Consider the following 26181-nt stretch of genomic DNA (forward strand, 5'->3'; position numbering starts at 1 on the left):
AGCGCACGTACGCGCCCGAGCCCGCAGCGGGGCAAACCACCTGGTAAGTCACGAGGGTCTTTGCCTTGCCGATGCCTCCCTCCCCCGACACGCCGCCAGCCATTCCGGGCGCTTACGCCCTCAGAAGCGTCTACTTCGCCTACCTCGCCGCCATTGGGGTGGCCGTTCCCTTTTTTCCGCCTTACCTACGGGGCCTTGGCTTTTCGGGTGGGCAGATCGGCTGGGTCTTGGCCGCGGCGCCCCTCATGCACCTGAGCGGCCCCCTGCTCTGGGGCTTCGTGACCGACCGATCCCGAAGGCCGGCGCTCGTGCTGCGGGTGGCGTTGCTCGGTGCAGCGCTCGGGTACCTGCCCTTGTCGGTCGCGCACTCCTTCGCGGCCGTATTTTTGATTCAGCTCGTGCATCAGGTCTTTAGCATCGCGCTGCCTGGACTTACGGACTCGTTGGCGCTCTTGCGCGTCCGCAACTCGTCAGACGACTACGGACGCATCCGCGTGTGGGGCTCGCTTGGCTTCGTGGTCTCTTGTTTGGGCATGGGGCAGTGGCTCGCAAGGCGGAGCCTGCCGGCCGATCCGCTGATCCCTCTCTTCGTGCCTGCGGCCTTGATGATGGCGTTCGCCCTCTCCTTTCGCCTCGAGGGGCAGGGAGGCAAAGACCGTCCCAACCTCCACGACGCGCGTCGGCTCCTTGCAGACAAGAGGTTCCAGTTCATTCTCGTCACCGCGAGTGTTCACTGGGCGTGTGCCGTGCCTTACCACGGCTTTTTGGGGGTGCACGTGCAAGACCGGGGCATGGGTGCCCGCGTGATCAGCCTCGCCTTCGCCGTGAGTGTGCTGTCGGAGATGCTCACCTTCTTCTACTTCCGTCGCATCAGAAAGCGATTCTCTCTTTCCACGCTGCTCGTCCTCGTCACGACGGTGTCCGCCTTCCGATGGTTGGTCACGGCGTGGGCCGACGACGCGATTTTGCTCGTGGGGATTCAAGCGCTTCACGGCGTGACCTTCGGAGTCTTCTGGGCCTCCTCCCTCGCTTGGCTTACCGCGTGTGTCCCCGAGAAGCTGCGCGCCACGGGCCAAACCGTCTTCACAGCGGTCACCTTCGGAATGGGCGCCTTTTTCGGGGCGCTCGCAGCGGGCCACGTCTACGAAGCCACGGGCTCCGCTGTGCCCGCCTTCGTCGGCGCAGCCGTCATCAACCTCTGTCAAGCCCTGGCCATCGTCCTGTGGGGACGAAAGCTGACCCCCGAAGCGTGAGCCCCAAGACGCCCGGCTTTCGCCTGTGAAGCCGCGCCGCGAAGACGCCCAGCCATGTTCAGCTGAGCGGCTCGGGGACCTTCTCGGCCTTCTCTTTGCCCTTGAGCTTTTTTCCTGTCGAAGGCTTGTGGGGTTCGTAGCTGAAGACCAGCTTGTCCCCCGCCGGGACCGCGTCGATGTTGACCGTGCCTCCGTTCACCAGCGCGCCAAAGAGCAGCTCGTTCGTGAGCGGCTTTTTCACTTCGTCCTGGATCACGCGGGCCAAGGGGCGCGCGCCGAAGGCAAGATCGTAGCCCTTCTCTGCCAGGAAGGCGCGGGCGCCATTCTTCAAGGCCACACGCACGTTGCGGGCTGCCAGCTGTTCCGCCAGCTCAGCGATGAACTTGTCCACGATCTGTCCCATGACCTCCGGCCGCAGCGGCGCAAAGTCGATCTTTGCGTCGAGGCGGTTACGGAACTCGGGAGAGAAGGTGCGCTTGAAGGCCTCGTCCGAATCACCAAACCGATCGGACGAGCCGAACCCGGGCATGCGCTTCGAGAGCTCTCGTGCGCCCACGTTGCTCGTCATGATCAGAATGACGTGCCGGAAATCGCTCTTGCGCCCGTTGTTGTCCGTGAGTCCCCCATGGTCCATCACCTGCAAGAGGATGTTGAACAGATCGGGATGAGCCTTCTCGATTTCGTCCAGCAGCAGCACCGTGTGGGGCGTCTTGTGGATAGCATCGGTGAGAAGTCCTCCCTGATCGAAACCCACGTAGCCAGGCGGCGCACCGATGAGACGCGAAACCGTGTGGCGCTCCATGTACTCCGACATGTCGAAGCGCAGGAAACTTACCCCCAAAAGCTCCGCAAGCTGCTTGGCGAGCTCCGTTTTGCCCACGCCCGTGGGGCCCGCGAACAGGAAGCTCGCGATGGGCTTGTCAGGATGTCCGAGCCCCGCCCGGCTCATCCGAATCGCCTGCACCACCTTCTGCACGGCAAAGTCCTGCCCGTAGATGCGGGTCTGCAACTCGTCTTCGAGGTTCCGCAGCTTCTCGCGGTCGTCCGAGGCGACCCGTTTCGGCGGAATGCGTGCCATCGTGGCCACCACCGTCTCGATGTCGCGCTCGCGCACCACGGGCACCGCGTCTCCCTTGCGCTTGATCTTCAGCGCCGCCCCCGCCTCATCGATGAGATCGATGGCCTTATCGGGCAGGCGCCTGTCCGTCAGGTGACGCGACGAAAGGTCAGCCGCAGCGGCGAGCGCCTTGTCCGTGTACTTGACGCGATGGAACGTCTCATAGTGAGACCGCAAACCCCGCAAAATCTTGAGGGTGTCGTCGATGCTGGGCTCACCCACCTCGATGGGCTGGAACCTACGCGCCAGCGCCCGATCCTTTTCGATGTAGCTACGAAACTCTTTGTGGGTGGTGGTCCCGATGCACCGAATCCGTCCCGAAGACAGCAACGGCTTGAGCAGGTTCGAGGCGTCCATGGCACCGCCCGAAGCGGCGCCGGCCCCCACGATCGTGTGCAGCTCGTCGATGAAGACGATGGCGTTGTCCTTCTCCTCGAGCTTCTGCATCACCGCCTTGAAGCGCTCCTCGAAGTCGCCCCGAAACCGCGTTCCCGCCACGAGGGAGCCCATGTCCAAGGCCCAGATCTCCGCCCCCTGGAGCGCCGCGGGCGCTTCCCCCAGCTCGATTTGCCGGGCCATCCCCTCGACGATGGCGGTCTTTCCCACGCCCGCGTCGCCGATGAACAAAGGGTTGTTCTTCCGGCGCCGAGCCAAAACATGGAGCGCTCGCTCCACTTCAGCGGCGCGCCCGATGAGCGGATCGATCTTCCCCTCCCGCGCCCGTTCGTTGAGGTTCATCGCGTATGCCGCCAAGGGATCGGCCGGGGTGCCTTCCTCCTCGCCGGCGGCGGGTGGGGGGCCTTCGCTGGGCTGGTTCTGGTTCGGCTTCGCCGGCAAAAGCCGCGAGATACCGTGGGAAATGAAGCTCACCACGTCGAGGCGCGAGATCCCCTCCTCTTTGAGGAAGAAGACCGCATGTGACTCGGGCTCCGAAAACATTGCCGCCAACACGTTGGCCCCATGGGCCGTTTTGCGACCCGCGCCGAGCACGTGGTTGACCGCCCGCTGCACCACGCGCGCGAAGCCGAGAGTCGGCTGCGCGGGCTCCGGTTCGGGGTTGCCCTCGTCCAGCGAGGGAACTTCCGACGACAAAAAGCCTTCCAGTTTTTGCCGCACCCGGGGAATGTTGCCACCGCAGTGCCGAATGGCGTCGGCGGTTTTGTCGTCGTCCAGCAGCGCGAGCAGCAAATGCTCGAGCCCCGAGTACTCGTGACGGCGTCGCGTGGCATCGTCGAGCGCGCGGCGTAGGGCCGCTTCCAACTCGGGGCTCAGCACCGAAGGCTCGCTGTCGTCGTTTCGTTCTTGCGGAGTGTCAGCCACGTCTATCCTCCTACGGGAACCACCTTCAACCCATCGTCAAGCTTCACGCCCGGCCTCCGCCGTCGGCACTGCCCTCGCCACCCCCGCTGCCCTCCTGGGCGCGGATCGACGCCTGCAAAGGCATCTCGTGCTCGCGCGCGAACCGAATCGTCTGCTGTGCCTTGGTCTCGGCCACCTCGTAGGTGAACACGCCCGCCACGCCCACGCCTCTCGTGTGCACGTGAAGCATGATCTGGCGGGCCTTGGCCGCGTCATGGTGAAAAAACCGCATCAAGACGTAGACCACGAACTCCTGCGTGGTGTAGTCGTCGTTGTGCAAAAGCACCTCGTAAAGGCGTGGGCGCTGCACCTTGGGCTTGTCCAAGGTTTGGAGATCGCGCTCCAAGGCCCCCTCCTTCTTCGGCATTTCGCCTTCTAGCTTGGCACGACCACAGGGGGCGTCAAGGGTTGCCTCCGCCCCCCCGAAATGCGGAGAAATCCCGCCGAAATCTTGCCTTTTGGCCGAACGCCCCCATGAGCGTCGCAGGGGACAAAGGCGCCTGCAATGACGAGAGGTTCACGAACCCAGTCCCTCGTCGGCGAGCAGTGCGGCGGTGGCGGTCGGCCGAACCTCCTGGGGGGGCGTGCGAGGCGCCAGGGCCGTCGTTCCCCGACCGTCGTCGATGCCCTGGGCGCGACGGCGCGCCAGCTCCATGAAGCGGTGCTGGCTGCGCAGGGTGGGCACACCGGCGGTGAGCTGCGCGCGTTCGTAGGTGCCGTCCTCGCGCAGTTGGCGCGCTTTGGCATCGTCGGCCAGCTGGCTGCCCAGGATCTCGTCGACGATGCGCCGCTTGAGGTCGGCGTCTTCGATCGGAAACATTACCTCGACCCGCCGCACGAAGTTGCGGGGCATCCAGTCCGCGGAAGACAGATAAACCTCCTCGTCCCCCCCGTTTCCAAAGAAGAAGATGCGGGCGTGCTCGAGGTACCGGTCCACGATACTGATGACGCGGATGTTCTCGCTCGTGCCTTTCACGCCAGGCCGCAAGCAGCAGATGCCCCGAATCAACAAGTCGATCTGCACACCGGCGGCGGACGCACGGTAAAGAGCCCTGATCACCTCGGGATCGACCAGGGCGTTCATCTTCGCCACGATGCGTCCCTTGTCCTTCAGCGCCGCCTCCCGCTCGATGAGCTCGACCACCCGTTCGCTCAAGCCCACCGGCGCCACGGCAAAGCGCTTCCACGAAGGCGGCGAAGAGTAACCCGTGATCAAGTTGAAGAGCGCACCCGCGTCATCGGCAAAGTCCTCGCGCGCGGTGAGCAAGGAGAGATCCCCGTAAAGCCTTGCAGTGGCCGGGTTGTAGTTGCCGGTGGACAGGTGAACGTAGCGCTTGATCCGCCCCAGCTCGCGGCGCACCACGAGACTCATCTTGCAGTGGGTTTTGAGCCCCACGAGCCCGTAGACGACGTGAACGCCCGATTCTTCCAGCATCCGAGCCCACTCGATGTTCGATCCTTCGTCGAAGCGGGCCTTGAGCTCGACCACCGCCGTCACCTGCTTGCCATTTTCCGCCGCCCGGATGAGCGCCCTCACGATGGGGGAATCGGCGCTGGTGCGGTAAAGCGTTTGTTTGATCGCCAGCACGTTCGGATCGTCGGCCGCTTCCGAGATGAAGTCCATGACGTGCTCGAAGCTCTCGTAGGGGTGATGCAGCAGAATGTCACGCTGGCGGATCACCTTGAAGATGTCCTCGTACTCCTGCAGCGGCGGCACGATCTGGGGGCTGAACGGATCTTCCTTGAAGCCCTTGAGCTCCTCACGCGCGTAAAGCGGCATGAGATCGCCCAGGTTGAGCGGACCGTCGATGAGATAGGTGTCTTCCGTCTCGAGGCGAAGGGACTTTTGCAAAAACGCAACCACCTCCGCAGGCGCGCTGGCGGCGATCGTCATCCGCACCGCTTGACCACGCTCCCGGCGCCGCAACTCCTTCTGGATCGTCTTCAGGAGGTCGTCGGCCTCGTCCTCGTCGATGTCGAGGTCGAAGTTGCGAATGATACGGAAAGGGCTGCAGGACATGACCTTGAAGCCCGGGAACAGATCGCCCACGTGCATTGCAATCACGTCTTCGAGCAAAATGACGGCCGCACGGTCGGGCGCGGCCGCCGGCAGCTCCACGAGCCGCGGCAGGATGGCCGGCACCTGCACCACCGCGATGATGGACTCCCGCCGGGTCATGCGCTCCTTTTCTTTGCGCAGCAAAATGACCAGGTTCAAGCTGCGGTTGCGCAGCGTGGGGAAGGGATGGCCCTGGTCCACGGCGAGCGGCGTGAGAACCGGCCACACGTCGCTCCGGAAGTAGCCGTGCACCACGTTCTTCTGCTCGGAGGACAGCTCCTTGCCCCGCAGAATCCGCAACCCTGCCTTCTCGGCGAGCGAGGGCGCGATGTCGGTCCGCCAGTTGTCGTACTGCCGCCCGACGAGCTCGTGAACGAAGCGGCTCACCGCCGACAACTGTTCCCGGGGGGACAGGCCGTCCGCGGTGGTCTCTTCAATCCCGCCGCTGAGCTGCTGCTTGAGCCCTGCCACCCGCACCATGAAAAACTCGTCCAGGTTCGAGGTGACGATCGCCTGGAACTTCAGCCGCTCGGCCAGAGGGACCTGACGGTCGCAGGCTTCGTCGAGCACACGCGTATTGAACGCCAACCACGACAGCTCTCGGTTGAGAAAGAGCTGCGCTTGGGAGGCATCGCGGGGGGTCGGGAGTCGGTGGGTCTTCGTCGGTCGCTTTACACGTCGGGCCATCGGGAGCCGGACCATCCTAACCGGCGCCCGCCCGACGTCAGGCCAGGCGCGCAACAGTTGTGTGAAATTGTACCAGCCAACCCGTGGCGCAGCACGCCAACATCACGCCGCGCGCTCGGTCAGCCGGCGCGCGAGATACACCGCACCCTTGACGGGTTCCGTGACCACCGCCACGGACGCGGGCCGAAACGGCAGCCGCGCGACGACGTCTTTGCGCAGGGCCGGCTGCCGCGCGAGCAAACTACCTCCGAACGCAAGCGCCGGTCGGTTCATTTTCAACGTCTGGCAGACGGCGGTGATGAGCTCGGCCAAGGCGTGGGCGCCGGCCTGGACCAGCCGCCGCGCCTGAAGGTCACCTTGGCGCGCGAGCCGGAACACGACGGGAGACAGCTGTGCCAACTCGGCCTTCGCCGTCTGGGGCGCGTAGACGTGAGCCAAGAGTTCGTCGGTGCTCCGCACGCCCAGGTGCTGCATCACAGCTTGCGCCAACGGCCCCCAGGCCTCGCGCCCATCGGCGGCCCGGACCGTCAAGCGCAGCGCTTCGATGGACAGGTGGTATCCCGAACCTTCGTCGCCGATGAGGTGTCCCCAACCTCCTGCCCGCGCCTGCTGTCCCTCCTCGTTGCACGCCCAGGCGATGGAGCCCGTCCCGCTCACCACGGCCACGCCCGCCTCCCTGCCGGCCGCCGCCAACAAGAGCGCGCCGTCGTTGACCACCCGTGTGCGCTGTGCATAGGCCTGTCGGTGCAGCCAGGCTGAAATGCGACGGTGGTCTGCCGCCGTATCGGCGCCTGCCATACCCAGGCACAAGGCCGACACCGCTAAGGACGGAAGGCCGGCCTCCTTGCGGGCCTCCGCGACGGCGCCGGCCACCGCGGCCCACGCCTTCGTCCAGCCGCCCACGTGATGGTTGCTCGAACCCGCCTCACCCCGGCCCACCGTGCGCCCTCGACGATCGGCCAGCAGGGCCAGCGTCTTTGATCCACCACCGTCGATGCCCAGGAAGAGCTCGCCTGCGCCCCCGCGCGCGGCGTGCACGCGGCGACCCGTTCCAGACGTACCCATGCCGCGTGCGGAGGTCATCGACGCCGCACGAGTATAGGCCAAACGCGCGCGGCGCACCCGGCGGCCGTATACTTGGGGGGATGGATCTGTCTTCATACGAAGCGGCCCCTTTCGCGCGACGACGTGAGAACCTGGCCAAAGCGCTCGGCAGCGCCAGGGCGTTGATCGCCGCAGGCCTGCCCAGCCCCCGAAACTACCTGGCCAACACCTATCCCTATCGGGCCGGCAGCCATTTCCTTTATTTGTTCGGCTTGCCCTTGCGGGGAGCATTCGGTTTCTACGATGGGAACGCTTACACGGTGTTTGCGCCCGAACCCGAACCGGCCAATGCGCTCTGGCATGGCCCCGAGCCCTCTTTGGCGGACCTTGCGACGGCGCTCGGGTGTCGTGTACGCCCGCTCGGCGAGCTCGAGGACGTGCTCGCCGGCGGCGGCACGATGACGCTTCCCGCGCCCGACTTTCGGACCTGTGCCCACCAAAGCCGTCTGGTGGGGCACCCTGTGCAGACCGGAGCGATCGACGAAGCCGATCACGCGCTGGCCGATGCCCTCGTGGCCCTGAGACTGATCCACGACGACGCAGCCATCGCGCAGATGCGCCAAGCGGTGAGCGCCACGGTGGCGGCACACGCGGCCGGTATGGCAGCCACCCGCCCGGGCCGCAGGGAAAGCGAAGTACGGGCCAGTATGGAGGCCGAGATCATCGCCCGCGGGCTCACGGTGGCCTACGGTTCAATCGTCACGGTCCACGGCGAGGTGCTGCACAACGAGCATCACGGCCACCTCGTCACGGCCTCCGACCTGCTGCTCGCCGACGTGGGTGCCGAGAGCAGCGGCGGCTTCGCGAGCGACGTCACGCGGACGTGGCCGGCTTCGGGACGGTTCTCACCCACCCAGCGAGAGGTCTACGCGATGGTGCTGGCGGTGCAACAGGGTCTCGTGGCGGCCGTAAGACCCGGGGCGCGGTATCGGGATCTGCACATGATGGCCCTCAGAACGATGGGCCAAGGCCTGGTCGACCTTGGGATCCTGCAGGGAGACCTCGACACGCTCGTGGAGGAAGGCGCCGTGTCCTTATTTTTTCCTCACGGCACCGGTCACCTCCTCGGGCTCGACGTCCACGACATGGAAGATCTGGGTGACCGCGCCGGCTACGCCCCGGGACGGCAACGCACAAAGAACTTCAAGCTGCGCACCTTGCGCCTGGATCGCGACCTGCAGACCGGGATGGCGGTCACCATAGAACCCGGCTTCTATCAAGTGCCCGCCATCCTGGAACACCCTGACCTTGGCCAGGACCCGAAGCTTCGCCAGATGGTGAACTGGGCCAAGCTCGCGCGCTTCGCAGACGTCCGCGGCATCCGCATCGAAGACGACGTGCTCGTCACCCAGGAGGGGCACGAAGTGCTGAGCGCGGCCATTCCCAAGAACGTGGCCGACGTGGAAGCGGCCGTGCACCAGGACGCAGCCGCGTAGCGGCGCCCCGAGGCTTGGCGCGCCCGGGGGCAAGCTGTTAGAAGCGCAGGCAAGGAGCACGAGATGTCCAGCACCTACCCGAAGGACGCGTTCAGCCCCAAACGAGAAGATCACTTCACCTTCGGGCTGTGGACGGTCGGCAACCGGGGCCGCGACCCCTTTGGAGATGCGGTCCGTGCGCCTCTGGCCCCCACCCGCATCGTCGAAAAGCTCTCCGAGCTTGGCGCCTACGGCGTGAACTTGCACGACAACGATCTGGTTCCCCTCGACGCAACGGCCGCAGAACGAGATCGCATCGTCTCCGAGTTCAAGCGGGCGCTCGACGCCACGGGCATGAAAGTGCCCATGGCCACGACGAACCTGTTTTACGACGCAGCTTTCAAGGAAGGTGCGTTCACGAGCAACGATGCCCGGGTGCGAGCGTTTGCCCTACAAAAGACGATGCGCTCGATCGATCTCGGCGTTGAGCTCGGCGCCAAGACCTACGTGTTTTGGGGCGGTCGCGAGGGTCTCGAGACCAACGCATGCAAGAGCCCTCAGGACGCGCTCAAACGCTTCCGCGAGTGCCTGAACTATTTGTGCGAATACGCCATCGATCGAGGGTACGATCTCAAGTTCGCGCTCGAAGCCAAGCCCAACGAACCCCGCGGCGACATCTTCCTCCCGACGTCCGGCCACATGCTGGCGTTCATCTATACGCTGGATCACCCGAACATGGTCGGGCTCAACCCGGAAACGGCACACGAGCAGATGCCCGGGCTCGACTTCTCTCACGCCGTGGGACAGGCCCTCGAGGTGGGGAAGCTGTTCCACATCGACCTCAACGGCCAAAAGCCGGGTCGCTACGACCAGGACCTGCGCTTTGGCAGCGAAGACCAGAAGGGGGCCTTCTTCCTGGTCAAGCTGCTCGAAGACGCCAAGTGGCAGGGCATGCGGCACTTCGACAGCCACGCCTACCGCACCGAAGACGAAGCGGGCGTTTGGGATTTCGCCTACTACAGCATGCGGACGTACAAAATTCTCAAGGACAAGGTCGCCCGCTTCCACGCGGATCCCGAGATCCAGGCCCTCCTTGCCCAGCTCGGCGCAAAGGACCGCTCCGGCGCCTGGAGCGGAAGCGTGCGTTACAGCCGCGACCACGCCTCGCGCCTTTTGGATGCCGCGTTCGACCTCGACGCCCTCCGCACCCAGGGGTTTGCTTACGAGCGACTGGACCAGCTCACAACCGAGCTGCTCTTGGGGGTGCGCTGATCCTGCGAGCCTTTGCACGACCCACGCAAGCCGTTCGCGATTCGACCCCGGTAGCCGAGCCGAAGAGGCCCAACGTCCGGGAACGGCCTTTGCAGAACCTCACGGAGGATACCAACCGAGAGGCACGCCATGTCGAAACTCAAGGTCGTCGTCGCAGGGGCCGGGTTTGCCGGACTCGAGACCGCTTTTCTCCTCCGGCACCGGCTTCACGAGAAGGTCGACCTCACCCTTGTCTCGAACGAATCCGATTTTTCGTTCCGGCCAAACAGCATCTACATTCCCTTCGGCTCGGACGAACAGGACCTGAAGATCCCCCTCGTCGAGCCCACGACCCGCCAGAACATCCGCCTGATGCAGGCTTCCGTGCAGGACGTGGATCCCATCACGAAGACGCTCTACACCGACGGGGGAAGGCTTACCTTCGATAAGCTGATCATCGCCACGGGGGCCGGCATGCGTCCTCAGGAAATCCCTGGGCTCGATCGCTTCGGCGCCACGATCTGGACACCGAAGGCCATGAGGCAGCTTGGGGTCGCGATCGAACGCGTCATTTCACGCGCGCAAGAGGGCAAGGCAAGCACGATGCTCTTCCTCATTCCTCCGAACAACAAGTGTGCGGGTCCACTTTACGAGATCGTCATGATGACCGAGACCCACCTGAGAAGAAAAGGTGTGCGCAAGAGCGTAAAGCTCGTGTGGACCACCTCGGAATCGAGCTACGTGCAGGCCTTCGGTCCCCGTCTGCATGAGCTGGTGACGGAGGAGTTTGCCAACCGGGGCATCGAGGGTCACGTCGCCAAAGTCGTCAGGGAGGTGTCAGAGGCGAGCGTGAGCTTCGCCGACGGAGACGTCATCCCCTATGACGAACTGGTCTCGTTCCCACCCTATGTGGCGGCCGTAAGCTATCCGGCCCTGCCCGGCGACGACCGAGGCTTCATCGCAACGGAGTTCGAGAGCCGCCGCGTACGACGACACGAGCACGTGTACGCCCCTGGCGACGCCGGAGACTTCCCGGTCAAGCAAGCTTTCCTGGCGTTCCTTCAGGCCGACGCGGTGGCCGAAGACATCGCAGCCGATGTGCTAGGTCACGAGCGACCGCGCGTCACCTTCGATCCCGTCTCCATGTGTGTCATGGAGCAGTTCGACAAAGCGACCTTCGCTCAGGTGCCGTTGCGGCTCACGGGAGATCCCAAACGCCCCGTCGAGGTGCGTCCTGACGCTGGACGCGACTATCGCGTGGGCTCGAGTCCCACGTGGCGACTGGGGAAAAAGCTGCTGGGGCTCTACCTGCCCATGCGCTTCCGGGCGGGCGAGCCCTTCCATGCCGGTGCCGCCTGGCAGATGATGGACGTTGGCTTGAAGGCCATGTCCGGCGTGCTGGCACATTGAACGCGGCCTCGCGGGGCCCGTCGTTTGCTCAGCGGTGCTCGGCGGGAAAGGTGATGATGTGGTGGGGCGCGATCATCGTCTTGAGGTAGGCGATCGTCTCGGCGACGCGCTCACGATCATCGAAGAACTCCAGCACCACGGGGGGATCGGTGGGTTCACTGGGATCGACGGACTCGGGCATCGTGGGGCCAAACCCAGCGATTCCCTTGAACACCGTCATGCCGCGCAGACGCCCCGACTCGCGCAGCAGGTTCATGACTTTGCGCAGCCGTGCCCTGGACTCGGTCACGTAGACCCGCACCACCAGGATTGCCGACGACATCGTGTGCCCTCCTGCCTCTCATCGAGCGAACGGAAGGCACACTTGAGCCGGGCCACCCGGCTTGTCCTCAGGCGTTGCGGCCGAGGATCAAGCAGGCGTTCGTGCCACCGAAGCCGAAGCTGTTCGACAACGCCACCTTCACCGGCACCTCGCGGGCCGTGTTGGGCACGTAGTCGAGGTCACAGTCAGGGTCTGGCGTCGTGTAATTGATCGTGGGCGGAACAACGCCCCGAGCGACGGCCAACGCGCAGATGGCGGTTTCCACACCCCCTGCAGCGCCCAGCATGTGGCCCGTCATCGACTTCGTGGAGCTCACCATCAGCCGGCGGGCGTGGTCTCCGAACACCTTCTTGATCGCAAGCGACTCGTTGGTGTCGTTCATCTTCGTCGAGGTGCCGTGGGCATTGATGTAGTCCACGTCCTCGGGGCGCAGGCCCGCGTCTTTGAGCGCCAGCTTCATGCACCGCTGGGCCCCCTCCGCTTCCGGCGCCGGAGCGGTGATGTGGTGGGCGTCGGAGTTCGCCGCGTAGCCCATCATGCGGGCGTAGATCTTCGCACCCCGAGCCTTTGCGTGCTCCAACTCTTCGAGCACCAGGATGCCCGCACCTTCGGACATCACGAAGCCGTCGCGGTCGTGGTCGAAGGGGCGCGAGGCCGCCGTGGGATCGTCGTTCCGTGTGGACAGAGCCCGAGCGGCGTTGAAGCCCCCCACGCCGAGCGTGGTAATCGTCGACTCGGTCCCCCCGCAGATCATCGCATCGGCGTAGCCGTGCTGAATGAGCCGCATGGCATCACCGATGGCGTGGGCACCCGTCGAACAAGCCGAAACGTGGCTGTAGTTCGGCCCCTTGGCGCCGTGACGAATCGATATCTGCCCCGGAGCCAAGTTGATGATGATGCCGGGAACGAAGAAAGGAGATACCCCGTGGCGGGGCCCCTTCTCCCGGATCGTGTCGTGGGTGCGCTCGATCGTGGTGATGCCGCCAAGACCAGCGCCCACGAAAACCCCCACCCGCTCCGCGAACTCACCTTCGATCTTCAGCCCCGAATCCTCGACCGCCATCGCAGCCGCGCCCACGGCGAACTGAATGAAGATGTCCATCGACTTCGCATCCCGCGCGGTCATCCAGCGCGTGGGATCGAAGCCCTTGACCTCGCCTGCAATCTGCGTGGCGTAGTTGGAGGTGTCGAACCTCGTGATCCGCCCAATGCCGGAGCGACCCGCGAGCAAACCCTGCCAGGTTTCCTCGGTGCCGATACCCACGGGGGTGATGAGGCCGATGCCGGTGACAACCACTGTGCGCGACATGTCGTGCTCGTGCTCCTCTAGACGCGTTTTTGATGCAGGCAAAGAACCCCTGCGGGGGTCTTCCAGATGCCGCCGCCCATGGCTCGGGAGGCGGTCGTGGGCCTGGCCGCAGGGAACCTCTTACGAGGCGTGATTCTTGATGTAGTTGATGGCGTCGCCGACGGTCTTGATCTTCTCGGTCTCTTCGTCGGGAATTTCGAGCTTGAAGGACTCTTCCAAAGCCAGGACCAGCTCCACGATCGCCAGCGAGTCAGCCTTCAAATCCTCGGTGAAGGATGCGCTCGGGACCACCTTGTCGGGCTCCACCTCGAGCTGCTCGGAGATGAGCTTGATGACTTTCTCTTCGACGTTGTCGGCCATTGTCGTTCCTTTTTCGTTTGTGATTCGTCTCGGTGTTTGACTTGCCCTAGAGCGTCAAAACCTTCAGGGTGCGGTAACTTACATCAGAAGACCGCCGTTGACCCGCAAAACCTGACCGGTGATGTAGGCGGCCGTCGGACCTGCCAAAAACGCCACAGCGCCGGCGATGTCCTCGGGTTTGCCCACCCGGCCCAGCGGAATTTGCTGAGTCAATTCGGCACGTTTGGCTTCGGGAAGCTCAGACGCGGTCATGTCCGTGTCAATCCAGCCCGGGGCCACCGCGTTCACGGTGAGGCCGCGGCTGGCGTACTCCCTGGCCCAGGTCTTGGTGAGGCCAATGAGCCCCGCCTTGGCGGCCACGTAGGGGGCTTGACCGGCGTTGCCCATTTCGGCCACCACCGACGTGATGTTGATGATGCGTCCCGATTCCTTCGCCTTCATGAGCGGGCGAAGCGCGGCGCGCGTGCAGTTGAAAGCCCCCGTGAGGTTCACCGCCAGGGCGCGTTGCCAATCGGCATCCTTCGCCCCCAGGGTGAGGGCGTTCACGGCGATGCCGGCGTTGTTCACCAGCACGTGCACTCCCCCGAGCTCGGCCGCGATGTCCTTGAAGGCCTGGTTGACGCCCTCGGCATCGGCCACGTCGAAGCGCTTGAGCGCCGCCTCGCCGCCTGCGGCCCGCACGGACGCGGCCGTCTCGATGGCCGCGGCTTCATTCGAGGTGTAGTTCACCACGACCCGGGCGCCCTCCGCGCCGAGAGCCACGCAAATGGCCCGACCGATTCCGCGAGAGCCGCCAGTGACGACGACCACTTTCCCTTCGAGACAACGTGACATGTATTTTCCTTTCGCGACGTTCGCGTTCGCGGGGCTCTAGACGGCCAGCGCGGCCACAGAGGCCGGATCCGAGACCCCCGTGACCGCAAGCGAGGGGGCAATGCGCTTGACGAGACCTGCGAGCACGTTGCCGTGGCCCACTTCGTAGGCCGTGCCCACGCCCAGAGCAACCAGAGCCTGAACCGATTCTTCCCAGCGCACGGTGCCCGTGACTTGACGGGTGAGCAGGGCTCTGACGCGAGACGCGTCACGGTTGGCCGCAGCCTCGATGTTGGTCACCACCGGCACCGCGAGCGGAGTCACCTCGACCTTGGCCAGCTCGGCAGCGAGACGCTCGGCGGCCGGTGCCATCAAGGCGCAATGGAAGGGGGCGCTCACCTGAAGGGGGATCGCGCGCTTGGCGCCCTTGGCTTTCGCCAGCTCACAGGCCCGGTCGACCGTGGCCTTGGTTCCCGCGATCACCACCTGGCCGCCCCCGTTCAGGTTGGCGGGCGAGACCACGGCTCCGAGCTCGCGCGCGGCTTCCTGGCAGGCCTCGGCCACCGCGGCCCCCTCGAGTCCCAATATCGCGGCCATCGCGCCCTCTCCTGGCGCCACGGCTTCCTGCATGAACTTGCCCCGCAGGTGGACCAGGCGGACGGCGTCGGCCATCCGCAAGCCGGAAGCCGCCACCAGAGCCGAATACTCGCCGAGCGAGTGCCCCGCGACCACGTCCGGGCGAACGCCCGTTTTGGACTCGAGCACGCGCAGGGCGGCCACGCTGGTGGTCAAGATGGCAGGCTGAGCGTTGGCCGTGAGCGTGAGCTCCGACTCGGGCCCCTCGAAGCAGAGTGTGGAGAGGGGAAACCCAAGCACCTCGTCGGCTTCCTTGAAAACCGCCTTGGCCTCGTCGTGGGCGTCGAACAAGGCCTTGCCCATGCCCGGCTTTTGGGACCCTTGCCCCGGAAACAGAAACGCTTTCATGGTTCGTATCGAGATTCGATGGCGGGCGCTACCACACGGAAGGACGTTGCGCTACTTGCGCTGCAGCGCCCCTCCCGAACGCCCGCGACACGGGCCTCGGCCTTCAACGCCGACGAAGTATTCCCATCCCGTCCAAGGTTCAAGAAAAAAGTAAGGCCCCTCGGCGAGACGCCCCTGCCTCACGAGCAAGGCGTGGCCCCGCTCATGACGCGCTTTCGCCGTGAGACACCGCGGCTGGGGCAAATAGGGAACAGGTCTTTTCGACCTCGCCCGCCAAGGCCTTGTCCAGCCCGGACTGTGCGAAGCGCTCTGCTTGCAAAATAGCGTTTTTGATGGCCTTGGCGCCCGAGCCGCCGTGGCAGATCATCGCCACACCCGAAACCCCGAGCAAGGGAGCGCCACCCGTCTCCGCGTAGTCGGTGCGTCGCTTCAGGCGCCGCAGCGCCGGCTTCATCATGAGAGCACCTAATTTGACGAGCGGTCCGCTGGCCATGACCTCCGCACGGACCATCTTGAAAACGGCCTCCACCACGCCCTCGCATCCCTTGAGCAGCACGTTGCCCGTGAAGCCATCGGTGACGACCACGTCGACGTTCCCGCGAAAGATGTCGCGTCCCTCGACGTAGCCCAGGTAGGTGAAACCTTCGTAGGCCAAGGTACGCTTGAGCAACGCGTGCGTCTCGCGCGTGAGCGCCGTACCCTTGTGCGATTCGGAGCCGTTCGAGAGCAGGCCCACCCGAGGTCGGGGTTTTCCATGCTGGAGCCGTGCGTACACCGACCCCATGACGGCAAACTGCGCCAGAACCGCGGGTTTGGGGTCGACATTGGCACCCATGTCCAGCAGGGCACACTCGCCACCGGTCGTGGGAAAGGTGGTGACGATCGCGGGGCGGTCGACGTCAGGAAGACGGCCCAACACGAAAAGCCCACAGGCCATCATGGCCCCGGAGTTCCCCGCGGAGACCACGGCGTCGACCTCGCCCGCCTTGGCCATGTCGAAGCAGAGGCGCATGGACGACTGCTTCTTACCCTTGACGGCCATCGACGGTGCATCCTGCATCGTGATGGCCTCCGGAGTATGACGGAGCGTTAGCCGCGCCCGCAGGTCCGCGGGTACACCTCTCCCGTCCGCATCCAAATGCGGCGCGATCTTGGCTTCATCGCCGACGAGAACCACCTCGAGGCCCGACGAACGAAGGGCCTCGAGCGCCCCCATGACCTCGACGCCAGGCCCACCGTCAGACCCCATCGCATCGACGGCGATGCGAAAACATCGGGTGGCTATGCTTTTTCCTCGACCTTGAGGACCTGGCGGCCCTTGTAGTATCCGCAGGCAGCACAGGCGTGGTGCGGAAGCTTCATCTCACCGCACTGCGCGCAAGGAATGCCGACGGGTACGGGGCGCTTCATGACCTCTGCCCGACGAATGCGCGAGCGGGACTTCGACTGACGTTGTTGAGGGACTGCCATTGTTCGTTCCTTGTGGTGGACCTAGGTCGTTACACGAAAAGCTTGGGCGGGTTCAGGACTTTTTCAGTTTTGCGAGGTCTGCGAACGGCGAGCGTGCCAGGTTTTGCTGCTCTTCGCACGTGCAGGGGGTCTTGTCCCGGTTTACCCCGCACATCGGGCAGATGCCCAAACACTCAGGCTCGCACTTCGGCGAGTAGGGCACCGCCAGAAAGATCTCGTCCCGTATCTCCGGGCCAAGGTCGATGACACCGTCCTGGAAGGTGATGAAATCGCCCTCGCCTTCGTCCTCGTCCTCGTCCCCGGGGGGCGTGGGCTTGGCGCGGTCTTCTTCAGGCCCCTCTACGTAGGACACCGCCACGTCCACGTCGACCCCGAGGCGTGTGGGCTCGAGACACTTGACGCAGGTGAACTCGAGGGCGCCCTTCAGCTTACCCCGCAGCAGAAAGTCGTCACCCGTGGGCTCGAGACGCCCCCTGAGCCGAAGGCCTCCCGGCGCCAAACGGGCCCCGAGATCACCACAGTTTTCCCCAAGCCACGCTTCTGTCAGAGGTACATCCACGCCGAGGCCCCCTTCGGGGATGTCGTTTGTTTTGTACCGCATGATCGCTCGTCGTCTCCGGGGTCGGCCCCAAGGAAGGCGTAACTATAGGGGCCGCCACGTCCTCGTCAAGCAAAGGCCAGAGCTGCATGACAGCGCGAAGCGCTGCGAAAACGGCGGCCGCGCGGCTCGAACGGAAGGACCGGAGCGGCGGCAGCAGACAAGGCGCAATGCGCTATCGGTTGCTGCCCCCGCTCGCCGAGCCCACGGCACTGCCACCGAAGAGCAACAGGGACTTGAGGTCCTGGTCGTTGAAGATCAGCTGCAGACCCAGGAACCCGTCGATGAAGGCTCCTCCGCCGGACGTCGCCCGGTCATGATTCAGCACGTCATCCGCGCCCGCGATCAGATAGAGGTTGCGTTCGTACAACGCAATGGCGGCACGGGCTTGCACGCGCGGATAGACGTTCGAGCGGGTATCAAACGCGTCGAACGACAAGAACAGCCGGTCTTGAAGGAAGAAGACGTCGAGGCCAACGCCTCCGGTCGACTCCTTGATGCCGAAGCGGCCGGCCACGTTGCCCCACCGTTTTCCGAATTGAAAGGTAAAGCGCAGCGCCTCGGAGATGCGAACGGTCTTGATCGACTCGACGCCCTCCTTGCTCGAGTTCACGAAGGTGGTCGTCTCGTCGCGGAATCCACGTGGGTCATCAACGAGCTCGATCAGATAGAACTTGTCGGGTCGAGGTGACAGCTGGATCGAGAGGTACTGCTTGAACGTGTCCGCCAGGTAGTTGTACTCGGTGCGCAGGCCCACGATCGTTTGAAGGTTGGTGATGCCCTTGACGAAGGTGCCGGCGTCCTCCGTGAGCTCTTCGATGTTCTCCGCGATCTCGTCGTCCGTGAGCAGGCGCCCCACGGTGCCTTTGCCTTCCGCCATCCCCGAGGTGACCTTTTCGACGTTGACGAGCGAGCGCTCGAGCGTCTCCACGCTTGTCTGGATGCGATCGAGCGAGCTGCGCAGTTTGTCGCCGGTCGCTGAGACCGTGCCCTCGCTCGTTCCCACCAGGCTCTTGATGCCCTCGGTGATCTCGCGAACGTTCGCGATGGCCACCTTGATGTCGTCGGACTCGCTGCTGGTGATGTCCTGGATGTCGGCCGCGATGGCATCGGCACGGGACAGCAGCCGCTCGAGCACCACCGAGTTGGTCTTGACCGTTTGGTTGAGCCCATCGGCGATCTCGGCGAGGCTACCCGAGGTCATCCCACGCACGTCCTTGAGGATGTCCTTGAGAATGGGGATGACCTCCTGGACGGACTCGGTGACGTCAGCAAAGGTGGCCGGCTCCATCACGATCGCAATCTGATCACCCGTGGTCAGGGTGCGATGCGGCTTGCCCGTGAGTTGGTCGACCGGCGTGCCCGGATCGATTTCCAGGTAGTACTCTCCCAGCAGCGACGCAGACTTTTTGGCGACCGAGGCGTTCTCGTAAAGCGGAATGCTTTGGTCGATGCGGATGTCGACCCGCGCCTTGCGGCCACTCAGCCCTTTCGAAACGATGCTGCCGATGGGAATGCCGGCCGTTTGCACGCGTGACTTCTCGAACAAACCCAGGGCGTCGTTGAAGAGGGCGTAGACGACATACCCCTCCTTGCTTTGATGCTCCTGAACGTATTTGAACAGGGCAAAGCTCAGCACGCTCGCCACCAAAACGGTCAGCCCCACCGTGAGCGGCGCCAGACTTCGTCTCACGAGCGCCTCTCTGGTTCGGGCCCGGCGGCGCGCGAAACCCCCGACATCTCCAAAAAGTCCTTGAGCACGGGGTGCTCGGACTGGCGGACTTCGTTGGGCGTGCCGGACACGGCGATCACCCCTTCGTATAGCAGGGAGACGCGATCGCCGATACGGAAGGTGGACGCCATGTCGTGCGAGATCACCACCGAGGTCACCCCGAACTCGTCTGCAGTCTGGCGGATCATTTCGTCCACGTTCTTCGTTGCGATGGGATCAAGCCCGGTCGTGGGCTCGTCGTAAAGTAAAATCTCGGGCCTATCGATGAGAGCCCGGGCCAGCCCCACACGTTTTCGCTGTCCGCCGGACAACTGGGCGGGAAACTTCATGTCGATTCCCGGGATGTGGGCCAGCGCCAGGCGCTCGAGCAATTCCCATACGCGCTTTTCCACCTCGGCGTCCTTGAGGTGGTAGCGCTCCATGAGGGGAAAGGCGATGTTCTCCATCACCGTCATCGAGTCGAAGAGCGCCGCGTACTGGAACACCATGCCGAACTTCCGACGAAACTTTCTCAACGCCAAATCATCGAGCCCCACCACGTCTTCGCCGTCGACGTAGATGTGCCCCGCATCGGGGTGCAGCAAGCCCATCAGGTGCTTCATCAACACGGATTTACCCTGACCAGAACCGCCGATGATGATGTTGGTCTTGCCCCGCTCGACGTCCAAATCCAGTCCTCGCAGCACGTGCTGGGGGCCGAAGGTCTTGTTCAGCCCCCGAATACGGATCTGCCAGCGCTCGTCACGCTGCTCCACGGGATTGTCTGAGGCGCCTATTCCAGGAGACATGGGTTACTCGCTCGCGACAGGCCACAGCGCGTTCAATATTTCGATGAGGAAATAGTCGAGCACCAAGATGGACACCGAACCCGCCACGACGGACCGGGTGGTGGCCAAGCCGACCTCCTTCGCCCCGCCCCTGACATTGAAGCCCTGGTAGCAGGCCGTGAGCGCGAGGGCCAAGCCGAACACGGCGGCCTTGCAGAGCCCCTTGACGTAGTGGCGGATGTCCACCCAGTAGGTGAAGAGTCCCGTGACCTGGCCGATGTCAAGCTCGTGCACCAGGATCGACACGATGTAGGCGCCGAAAAGGCCAATGAGGTTGAAGGCCATCGTCAAGACCGGCACCATGACGGTGGACGCAATCAGGCGCGGGGTGACGAGGTATTGCACCGGGTTGACGGCAAAGGTCGTGAGCGCGTCGATCTGCTCGGTGATGCGCATCGAACCGAGCTCGGTGGCCATGCCGGAGCCCGCGCGGGCGGCGATCATGAGCCCGGCGAAGACGGGGGCGAGTTCCTCCGCCAACGAAACGCCGACCATGACGCCCACCCATCGAGACTGGTCGAAAATCGACAGAGCGTTGATGGCCTGGAGGGCCGAGACGGCGCCCGAAAAAAAGCCGACCAGAAGAACGATGGGCAGCGAGCCCACCCCGATGTACTCCATCTGGTCAAAGAACAAACGGGGGCGGAACGGCCGCCGGAACAGCCAAACAGCCGCATCGACCAACAACAAAAGGTGGGCCCCCAGCGCCGTCAGAAACACGCGAAAGGGCTTGAGCACCAAAGCCACGGCCTTCGGGAGGCCCGAGACACCTTCGTCGGACCCAGACGCGGCCGTTCGGTCTGTGCCCGGGTTCTGGCCGCCTTTTGGGTGGCCTTTCGCGTCGCTCACGCCGCGCGCCGCTTTCGCGTCAGCCATCCGTCGGTGCCCCAGGACCACCCGCGTCCGCTTCCCCCCCCAAGACCTGCCCGTCGCGGTAGAGCCGCGGCACCCGCTTCGAGAGCCCACACGTAATCTCGTAGTTGAGCGTGCCCGCCCAGCGGGCGACGTCGTCGAGCGTGATGTGTTCGTTCTCGTCGCGGCCGATGAGGGTCACCGGATCCCCCAACTGCGCGCCGGGAACGTCGGTCACATCGACCATGACCATGTCCATGCACACGGCTCCTGCCACGGGCGCCCGGTGCCCGCGCACGAGCACGTGCGCGCCGTCGAGGTGCCGCGGGTAACCGTCGGCGTAGCCCACGGGCAGGACGGCGATGCGGGACGGGCGCGCAGCGATGAAGCGCTGGCCGTAGCTGACGCCTGCACCCACGGGGACTTCGTGTAGCGACATGACGCGCGTCCGCAGCGACAACACCGGGAGGAGCCCTTCGGCTGATACCGGGGTGCCCGGTACGGCGCCGTAAAGCGCCAACCCGGGACGTACGGCTCCAAAATGAGTCCCCGGCAACCGCAAGGTGGCCGCCGTGTTGGCCGCGTGGACCACATCCGGCGAAAAGCCCGCCGCGGCGACCCGGGCTCGCGCCTCGGCGAAGCGCGCGAGCTGGGCATGGGTGGTGTCGAGAGCGAGCACATCGGCCGAGGCGAAGTGGGTGCACAGGCCCGAAAGACGCAAGCGCGACCTCGTCTCGAGCACGCGCAGGGCGCGCTCCAGGTCTGTACCGGAGACGCCCAGGCGGTTCATCCCCGTATCGATTTTGAGGTGGACCTGCACCTGGTCCCGGTCCCGGTGGGAGGCCCCCCACCTGCGGGTGGGCGCCTCGGCGAAACGCTCGAGATCCGCGGGGTCGTAGACCACCGGCGTGAGGCCTGCCTCGATGATCTCCGAGTGCTCTTGACCGTAGTACGCGCCGAGCACCAACACCGGGCTCGTGATCCCGGCCTGGCGCAGCTCGAGCCCCTCTTCAGCCAGTGACACGGCCAGCGCATCGCAGTGGGGCGCCAAGACCCGCGCGACCGCCACGGCGCCGTGCCCGTAAGCGTCCGCCTTGACCACGCCGTAGATCGCCACCTGAGGCCCCACCACCTCCCGCAGCCGGCGGGCGTTGTTCCGGAGAGCCGCCACATCGATCTCGGCCACCGTGGGTCGGATCGAGGTCCGCAGATCGGCCTGGCGAACCCAGGCAGGACCTCCTCCGGGCCCCGGCTCTGCAGCCTGAGGAGCGGGGGCGAGCCCGAGCGGCGTCCGCCGTGATTGGGAGGTCAAAGTGGCGGGATTCTTCCACCTCGGCTCGGCAGCGTCAATTCGCCTGGCACACCGGGGCACGTCACCGCTTGGAGCGGTACGCGAGGCGGACGGTGCGAACACGTCTCGGCCGGCCGGGGTTTGTCGGACCGGAAGCTCGTCAACTCGCAGCCAAGGCCGTCGGAGTGGTGACGCCGGAAGCGAAAAACGCTGCCGACAGCGTGAGCTTGCGACCTCGAAGCCGCAGCAGATCCTTGCGAGCGAAATCCGCCACGATGCGAGACACGGTTTCACGGCAGGCACCGATCATGGTCCCAAGCTCCTGCTGCGTGGGGCTCCGGCGAATGAGCGTTCCGCCGGGCACGGTCTCCCCTTCTTCGTTGGCAAGCCTCAGCAGCACGTCCCTGAGGCGGGTCTCGACGTCCGACAGCGCCAGGCCGGCCGTCATGGCGTGCGACCCCGCAAGGCGGCGCTCGAGATCTCGGGCAAGGCCCAGCGCTGCGTCGGGATTGACACGAACCTGTGCGAGCAAGGCCTCGCGAGGGATGAAAAGCAAAAGGCTCGTTTCGGAGGCGACCAGGTCGTGCGGGCTTGGGCCCGTGGCGAAGAGGGTGTCGATGCACGCGGTGCCTTCACGGAACACCTCGAGCGTGACCTCGCGGCCTCGGTCGGCGCGCCGCACGGCCCTCAGGCGTCCCCGCACGACCACGACCGCATGCTCGTTCGTTGTCCCCTCCACCAAAACCGTTTGACCTCCCCCGAACGAGCGCAAAGACCCCGCCACTGACAACGCGGCCAGCGAGGAAGGCGACCACGCGCCAAAGAAGGGGCAGCAACGTAGAGCCGCCAGCACGGGCTGAACGCTCGGCTGATGGGGCGAAGCAGGGGCGTGGACACGAAGCGGGGTAGCGGCGAACGACATGAGGGCTCCTTTCCCGTGGCGGCACGGTGACCAGCAACAGCAGTGCCAAGGTTCTGGCGATGTCCGTCCAACGATTTCAGACACATCCATGGGGTGGCGCGGATGGGGGTCTGTGTCGTTTACGCCACAGTGTTCGTTTCCCACCACGCGCCACATGACCACACGTAGCCCCAGGGGGTCCGTTCCCATGCCGAAGCGTCAAGGTGTCGAGCCCCCGCGCCGAAGCTCCGCTACACTCCGAGGGCCCGTGAGTTTCGCTCGTTTGCTCGTCTTCCTCAGCGTCGTCCTGACGCTCATCGGAGGCATTCACCTCTACTTCTGGCTGCGCTTGGTCAGAAACACCGGTATGCCCATGCCCTGGCGTCTCTGGGTCACGGCAGGGCTCGCCACCCTCGCCCTCTCGATGCCGCTGGCGTTCCTGCTGGGCCGAGCGCTGCCTTCGCCCCTGCGCGCGGGCCTGGCGTGGACGGCGTTCACGTGGATGGGTCTCATGTTCCTGCTCTTCGTGCTCCTGCTCGGCACGGACTTGCTCCGCCTCGTCGTTCACGCAGGCCAGGCCTTCGGAGCCTCCGCACCCGTGGACCCCGAGCGGCGCACCGTTCTCGCGCGGGTGTTGGGTGCGCTGGCGGGAGGCACGGCGGGACTCCTCGGCGGATACGGCGTGGCCAAGGCCCTCGGCAGTCTTCACGTCCGTCGTGTGGACGTCACGCTCGGCAAGCTGCCCGAAGCCCTGGACGGTTTCTCGATCATTCAGCTCACCGACGTTCACCTGGGTCCCATGATCGGTAGGTCCTTCACCGAGAAGGTCGTGGCCATGGCCAATGCCGAAACGCCGGACGTCATCGCCATCACCGGCGACTTGGTCGACGGCAGCGTCGAGGCGCTCCGCGAGGCGGCGGCGCCGCTCGCGAACCTGAAAGCCAAATACGGCGTTTACTTCATCACCGGAAACCACGAGTACTACTCGGGTGTGGGCCCCTGGCTCGACGAGCTCACACGGCTTGGCTTGCGTGTCTTGAGGAACGAGCACGTGGTTCTGGGAGACGAAGGCGCTACCCTGACGCTGGCCGGGGTAGACGACGCCAGCGCCCATCGGTTCGGGCAAGGCCACGGCACGGACGTCGCAGCTGCCCTCCACGGCCGCCCTTCAAAGGGCCCGGTGGTGCTGCTCGCGCACCAACCCAAAACCGTGAAAGAGGCGGCACCTTTGGGGGTCGACCTCCAGATCTCCGGGCATACCCATGCCGGGCAGATCTGGCCTTTTTCGTACCTGGTCAAGCTGGATCAGCCCTTCGTGCACGGTCTACACCGCACGGGCGACACCCAGATCTACGTCAGCCCGGGTACAGGCTACTGGGGACCTCCCATGCGGGTAGGCACACAGGCCGAAATCACCCGCCTCGTGCTCCGCACAGGCGAACCCACCGTCTGAGGGCGTGGCGGCGCCAGGTGGGGTTTGGCCCTCGCGGGCCCTTGCACTCAAACCCGCTTGGGACGGCAGTCCCCCGAACTCCCGTCCGGGCTTGCCGCAGGCCAACCCAGGGGAGGCGGAGGCCAGATCCGCAGCCGGCGGCGCGGGGGGCGCGCGGCAGGCGCGGGAGGGGCAGCGGCCTGGGGGCCGGCCAGAGTTGGTTGCGGCGGTGCTTTCGGGACCCTTCGAGGCTTCATGCCTCTTTCTCGGCAGCAAAGGCCAAGGGTTGCTCAAAAAGCGCAGCGCCCGGGTCTGGGGCACGACCCGCTGGCGTCGTGGGGCCGCTCTCCCGCTTCAGTTCTTGTAGCCGCTCGAACGGGCAGCGCCCAGGCGCCAGCCGAGATCATCGGCCTCGTCGTCGAGCGCCTTGGCGGAAGCCGAAGCCGCCGAAGCACGCGAAGAGCGCACCTCCACTTGGATCGACGGCGCCCGGGGCTGGGCAGCCCGGTCCGCCAGCTGGCGGACGAGCCGAGCCAGCTGCTCTTGAGCAGCAGACCCATCGGCGAAGCTAGCGTCCGTCACGGGGATTCTGCCGGGTTCGGGGCCCAGCTTCGCCTTCATCTCATAGGAAGCGCGGGCGGTCGTTTTTGCCAGCGACCCTAGCTCCTCCACGAAGGACACCAGCTCGCGGGTGGCCGAGGCCCCACGGGTGGCTGCGCTGGCAGCCCGAAAGGTTGCATCCGAAAGTCCGCGCGCCACGTCCTCGAGAGTTCGGCAGACGGCCTTGAGCTCGTCGACCCGCTCCTTGAAGGCCTGGGCCTCGGCGCGCGCGCGGGTCAGCAGGGCGCGCGTGGCCTCCACGGCTTTCAAGGCTTGCGCTTCCGCGGCGCGCACGTCGCTTTCGGGGGGCGTTCCAAGTCCGGGCTTCCAAGAGGTGGGGTTCGACACGGCAGGTTCCTTCCGTTTATTGACGTTCGAAGTGTACCAAAGACGACACTACAATCGAGCACAATGTGGGCCTCTGTCGTCAAGTACGGTCCGACGGCACGGGGGCGGCGGCGCGCCACGCTACCACCCTCTGACCGAGCCGGCTCACGGAGCCGCTACCCAGCCCCAGCTCGGAGCCACCAGGCTTCGACGAGCAAGCGGGCTAGCCGCTTGTGGGGAGGGAATCTGCGCGCCCGAGATGACTCGAACATCTAACCCCAGGCTTCGTAGGCCTGTGCTCTATCCAATTGAGCTACGGGCGCAGATATCTGCAAGTATTCAGTTTTCTCCCACCATCCTCGGAGACCGATTCGGTGGACACCGCTCTTACGCTGCGGCCCGGCCGCCGTCAAGAGTTCGTTTTGAGGAGAGGGGGGGATTCGAACCCCCGGTAGGGTCGCCCCTACGACGATTTAGCAAACCGTTGCTTTCAGCCACTCAGCCACCTCTCCGTATGCGCTTTGTCTATGTAGCGAAGTTCCGCGGTCTTCGTTCACTCCGATTCGTGTTGTCGTGTCGTTTTCATTCGTGTCTGAGGAGGAGGAGGGATTCGAACCCCCGGACGGTTGCCCGTCAACGGTTTTCAAGACCGTCGCCTTAGACCACTCGGCCACTCCTCCGACGTACCCCCCAACCCTCACCGGCTTC

23 protein-coding genes and 3 tRNA genes are annotated in these 26181 nt (G+C 65.0%); 5 read left to right on the forward strand and 21 right to left on the reverse strand.

Annotation, left to right across the window (positions count from 1 at the left end; genetic code table 11):
* The first annotated feature begins 71 nt into the window (after positions 1 to 71).
* Positions 72 to 1253 (forward strand): MFS transporter, encoded by a 1182-nt coding sequence (locus KA712_19755; GenBank protein ID MCG5055206.1) that lies wholly within the window; start codon positions 72 to 74, stop codon positions 1251 to 1253.
* Positions 1254 to 1311: 58 nt separating this feature from the next.
* Here KA712_19755 and clpA read toward each other — a convergent pair whose 3' ends face one another.
* The 4 genes from clpA to KA712_19775 all read right to left on the reverse strand — a co-directional run bounded on the left by clpA (position 1312) and on the right by KA712_19775 (position 7558).
* Positions 1312 to 3645 carry an ATP-dependent Clp protease ATP-binding subunit ClpA gene (gene clpA, locus KA712_19760; GenBank protein MCG5055207.1) on the reverse strand — a complete coding sequence of 778 codons (2334 nt, stop codon included), beginning with the start codon at positions 3643 to 3645 and terminating at the stop codon, positions 1312 to 1314.
* An 88-nt stretch (positions 3646 to 3733) separates the two neighbouring features.
* Positions 3734 to 4096, reverse strand: coding sequence for an ATP-dependent Clp protease adaptor ClpS (locus tag KA712_19765; GenBank protein ID MCG5055208.1), 363 nt, complete (start codon positions 4094 to 4096; stop codon positions 3734 to 3736).
* 150 nt (positions 4097 to 4246) lie between these two features.
* Positions 4247 to 6475, reverse strand: coding sequence for a polyphosphate kinase 1 (gene ppk1 / locus KA712_19770; protein MCG5055209.1), 2229 nt, complete (start codon positions 6473 to 6475; stop codon positions 4247 to 4249).
* A 102-nt stretch (positions 6476 to 6577) separates the two neighbouring features.
* On the reverse strand, positions 6578 to 7558 hold the full coding sequence (locus KA712_19775; GenBank protein ID MCG5055210.1) for a hypothetical protein: 981 nt from the start codon (positions 7556 to 7558) through the stop codon (positions 6578 to 6580).
* 62 nt (positions 7559 to 7620) lie between these two features.
* On the opposite strand from KA712_19775, the gene KA712_19780 reads away from it, so the two are divergent.
* The 3 genes from KA712_19780 to KA712_19790 all read left to right on the forward strand — a co-directional run bounded on the left by KA712_19780 (position 7621) and on the right by KA712_19790 (position 11655).
* Positions 7621 to 9015 carry an aminopeptidase P family protein gene (locus KA712_19780; protein MCG5055211.1) on the forward strand — a complete coding sequence of 465 codons (1395 nt, stop codon included), beginning with the start codon at positions 7621 to 7623 and terminating at the stop codon, positions 9013 to 9015.
* A 63-nt stretch (positions 9016 to 9078) separates the two neighbouring features.
* Positions 9079 to 10266 carry a xylose isomerase gene (xylA, locus tag KA712_19785; GenBank protein ID MCG5055212.1) on the forward strand — a complete coding sequence of 396 codons (1188 nt, stop codon included), beginning with the start codon at positions 9079 to 9081 and terminating at the stop codon, positions 10264 to 10266.
* A 129-nt stretch (positions 10267 to 10395) separates the two neighbouring features.
* A complete protein-coding gene (locus tag KA712_19790; GenBank protein MCG5055213.1) occupies positions 10396 to 11655 on the forward strand; it encodes an FAD-dependent oxidoreductase in 1260 nt (419 codons plus the stop codon).
* Positions 11656 to 11683: 28 nt separating this feature from the next.
* Here the strand turns inward: KA712_19790 and KA712_19795 are convergent, their stop codons facing one another.
* The 13 genes from KA712_19795 to KA712_19855 all read right to left on the reverse strand — a co-directional run bounded on the left by KA712_19795 (position 11684) and on the right by KA712_19855 (position 23135).
* Positions 11684 to 11977 carry a DUF190 domain-containing protein gene (locus KA712_19795; protein MCG5055214.1) on the reverse strand — a complete coding sequence of 98 codons (294 nt, stop codon included), beginning with the start codon at positions 11975 to 11977 and terminating at the stop codon, positions 11684 to 11686.
* A gap of 67 nt (positions 11978 to 12044) precedes the next feature.
* On the reverse strand, positions 12045 to 13286 hold the full coding sequence (gene fabF, locus KA712_19800) for a beta-ketoacyl-ACP synthase II (protein MCG5055215.1): 1242 nt from the start codon (positions 13284 to 13286) through the stop codon (positions 12045 to 12047).
* Positions 13287 to 13406: 120 nt separating this feature from the next.
* Positions 13407 to 13646, reverse strand: coding sequence for an acyl carrier protein (gene acpP / locus KA712_19805; protein ID MCG5055216.1), 240 nt, complete (start codon positions 13644 to 13646; stop codon positions 13407 to 13409).
* Between the two features lie 78 nt (positions 13647 to 13724).
* Complete coding sequence (locus KA712_19810) at positions 13725 to 14480, reverse strand: 3-oxoacyl-ACP reductase FabG (protein MCG5055217.1); 756 nt, start codon at positions 14478 to 14480, stop codon at positions 13725 to 13727.
* A 36-nt stretch (positions 14481 to 14516) separates the two neighbouring features.
* Positions 14517 to 15443, reverse strand: coding sequence for an ACP S-malonyltransferase (fabD, locus tag KA712_19815; protein ID MCG5055218.1), 927 nt, complete (start codon positions 15441 to 15443; stop codon positions 14517 to 14519).
* A 202-nt stretch (positions 15444 to 15645) separates the two neighbouring features.
* Positions 15646 to 16692 (reverse strand): phosphate acyltransferase PlsX, encoded by a 1047-nt coding sequence (gene plsX / locus KA712_19820; GenBank protein ID MCG5055219.1) that lies wholly within the window; start codon positions 16690 to 16692, stop codon positions 15646 to 15648.
* Between the two features lie 32 nt (positions 16693 to 16724).
* Positions 16725 to 16913, reverse strand: coding sequence for a 50S ribosomal protein L32 (gene rpmF / locus KA712_19825; protein MCG5055220.1), 189 nt, complete (start codon positions 16911 to 16913; stop codon positions 16725 to 16727).
* Between the two features lie 52 nt (positions 16914 to 16965).
* Positions 16966 to 17514 (reverse strand): DUF177 domain-containing protein, encoded by a 549-nt coding sequence (locus tag KA712_19830; protein MCG5055221.1) that lies wholly within the window; start codon positions 17512 to 17514, stop codon positions 16966 to 16968.
* Between the two features lie 172 nt (positions 17515 to 17686).
* Entirely contained in the window at positions 17687 to 19204 is a 1518-nt protein-coding gene (locus KA712_19835; GenBank protein ID MCG5055222.1) for an MlaD family protein, read from the reverse strand.
* On the reverse strand, positions 19201 to 20031 hold the full coding sequence (locus tag KA712_19840) for an ATP-binding cassette domain-containing protein (protein ID MCG5055223.1): 831 nt from the start codon (positions 20029 to 20031) through the stop codon (positions 19201 to 19203). The genes KA712_19835 and KA712_19840 overlap by 4 nt, the downstream gene beginning before the upstream one ends.
* Positions 20032 to 20034: 3 nt before the next feature.
* Positions 20035 to 20919 (reverse strand): ABC transporter permease, encoded by an 885-nt coding sequence (locus KA712_19845; protein MCG5055224.1) that lies wholly within the window; start codon positions 20917 to 20919, stop codon positions 20035 to 20037.
* A gap of 19 nt (positions 20920 to 20938) precedes the next feature.
* Entirely contained in the window at positions 20939 to 22234 is a 1296-nt protein-coding gene (alr, locus tag KA712_19850) for an alanine racemase (protein ID MCG5055225.1), read from the reverse strand.
* 139 nt (positions 22235 to 22373) lie between these two features.
* Positions 22374 to 23135 carry a Crp/Fnr family transcriptional regulator gene (locus KA712_19855; protein MCG5055226.1) on the reverse strand — a complete coding sequence of 254 codons (762 nt, stop codon included), beginning with the start codon at positions 23133 to 23135 and terminating at the stop codon, positions 22374 to 22376.
* A 187-nt stretch (positions 23136 to 23322) separates the two neighbouring features.
* On the opposite strand from KA712_19855, the gene KA712_19860 reads away from it, so the two are divergent.
* Positions 23323 to 24567: a metallophosphoesterase gene (locus KA712_19860; GenBank protein MCG5055227.1), complete on the forward strand. Its 1245-nt coding sequence runs from the start codon at positions 23323 to 23325 to the stop codon at positions 24565 to 24567.
* A 333-nt stretch (positions 24568 to 24900) separates the two neighbouring features.
* Here the strand turns inward: KA712_19860 and KA712_19865 are convergent, their stop codons facing one another.
* The 4 genes from KA712_19865 to KA712_19880 form a co-directional block, all read right to left on the reverse strand.
* Complete coding sequence (locus tag KA712_19865; GenBank protein ID MCG5055228.1) at positions 24901 to 25494, reverse strand: hypothetical protein; 594 nt, start codon at positions 25492 to 25494, stop codon at positions 24901 to 24903.
* Positions 25495 to 25722: 228 nt separating this feature from the next.
* Positions 25723 to 25796 (reverse strand) — tRNA-Arg (locus tag KA712_19870).
* 102 nt (positions 25797 to 25898) lie between these two features.
* Positions 25899 to 25985: transfer RNA gene (locus KA712_19875), tRNA-Ser, on the reverse strand.
* An 83-nt stretch (positions 25986 to 26068) separates the two neighbouring features.
* Positions 26069 to 26153: transfer RNA gene (locus tag KA712_19880), tRNA-Ser, on the reverse strand.
* Between the last annotated feature and the right edge of the window lie 28 nt (positions 26154 to 26181).

It is taken from the genome of Myxococcales bacterium (genome assembly GCA_022184915.1).
In the GTDB taxonomy this organism is placed as follows: Bacteria; Myxococcota_A; Polyangia; order Fen-1088; family Fen-1088; genus JAGTJU01.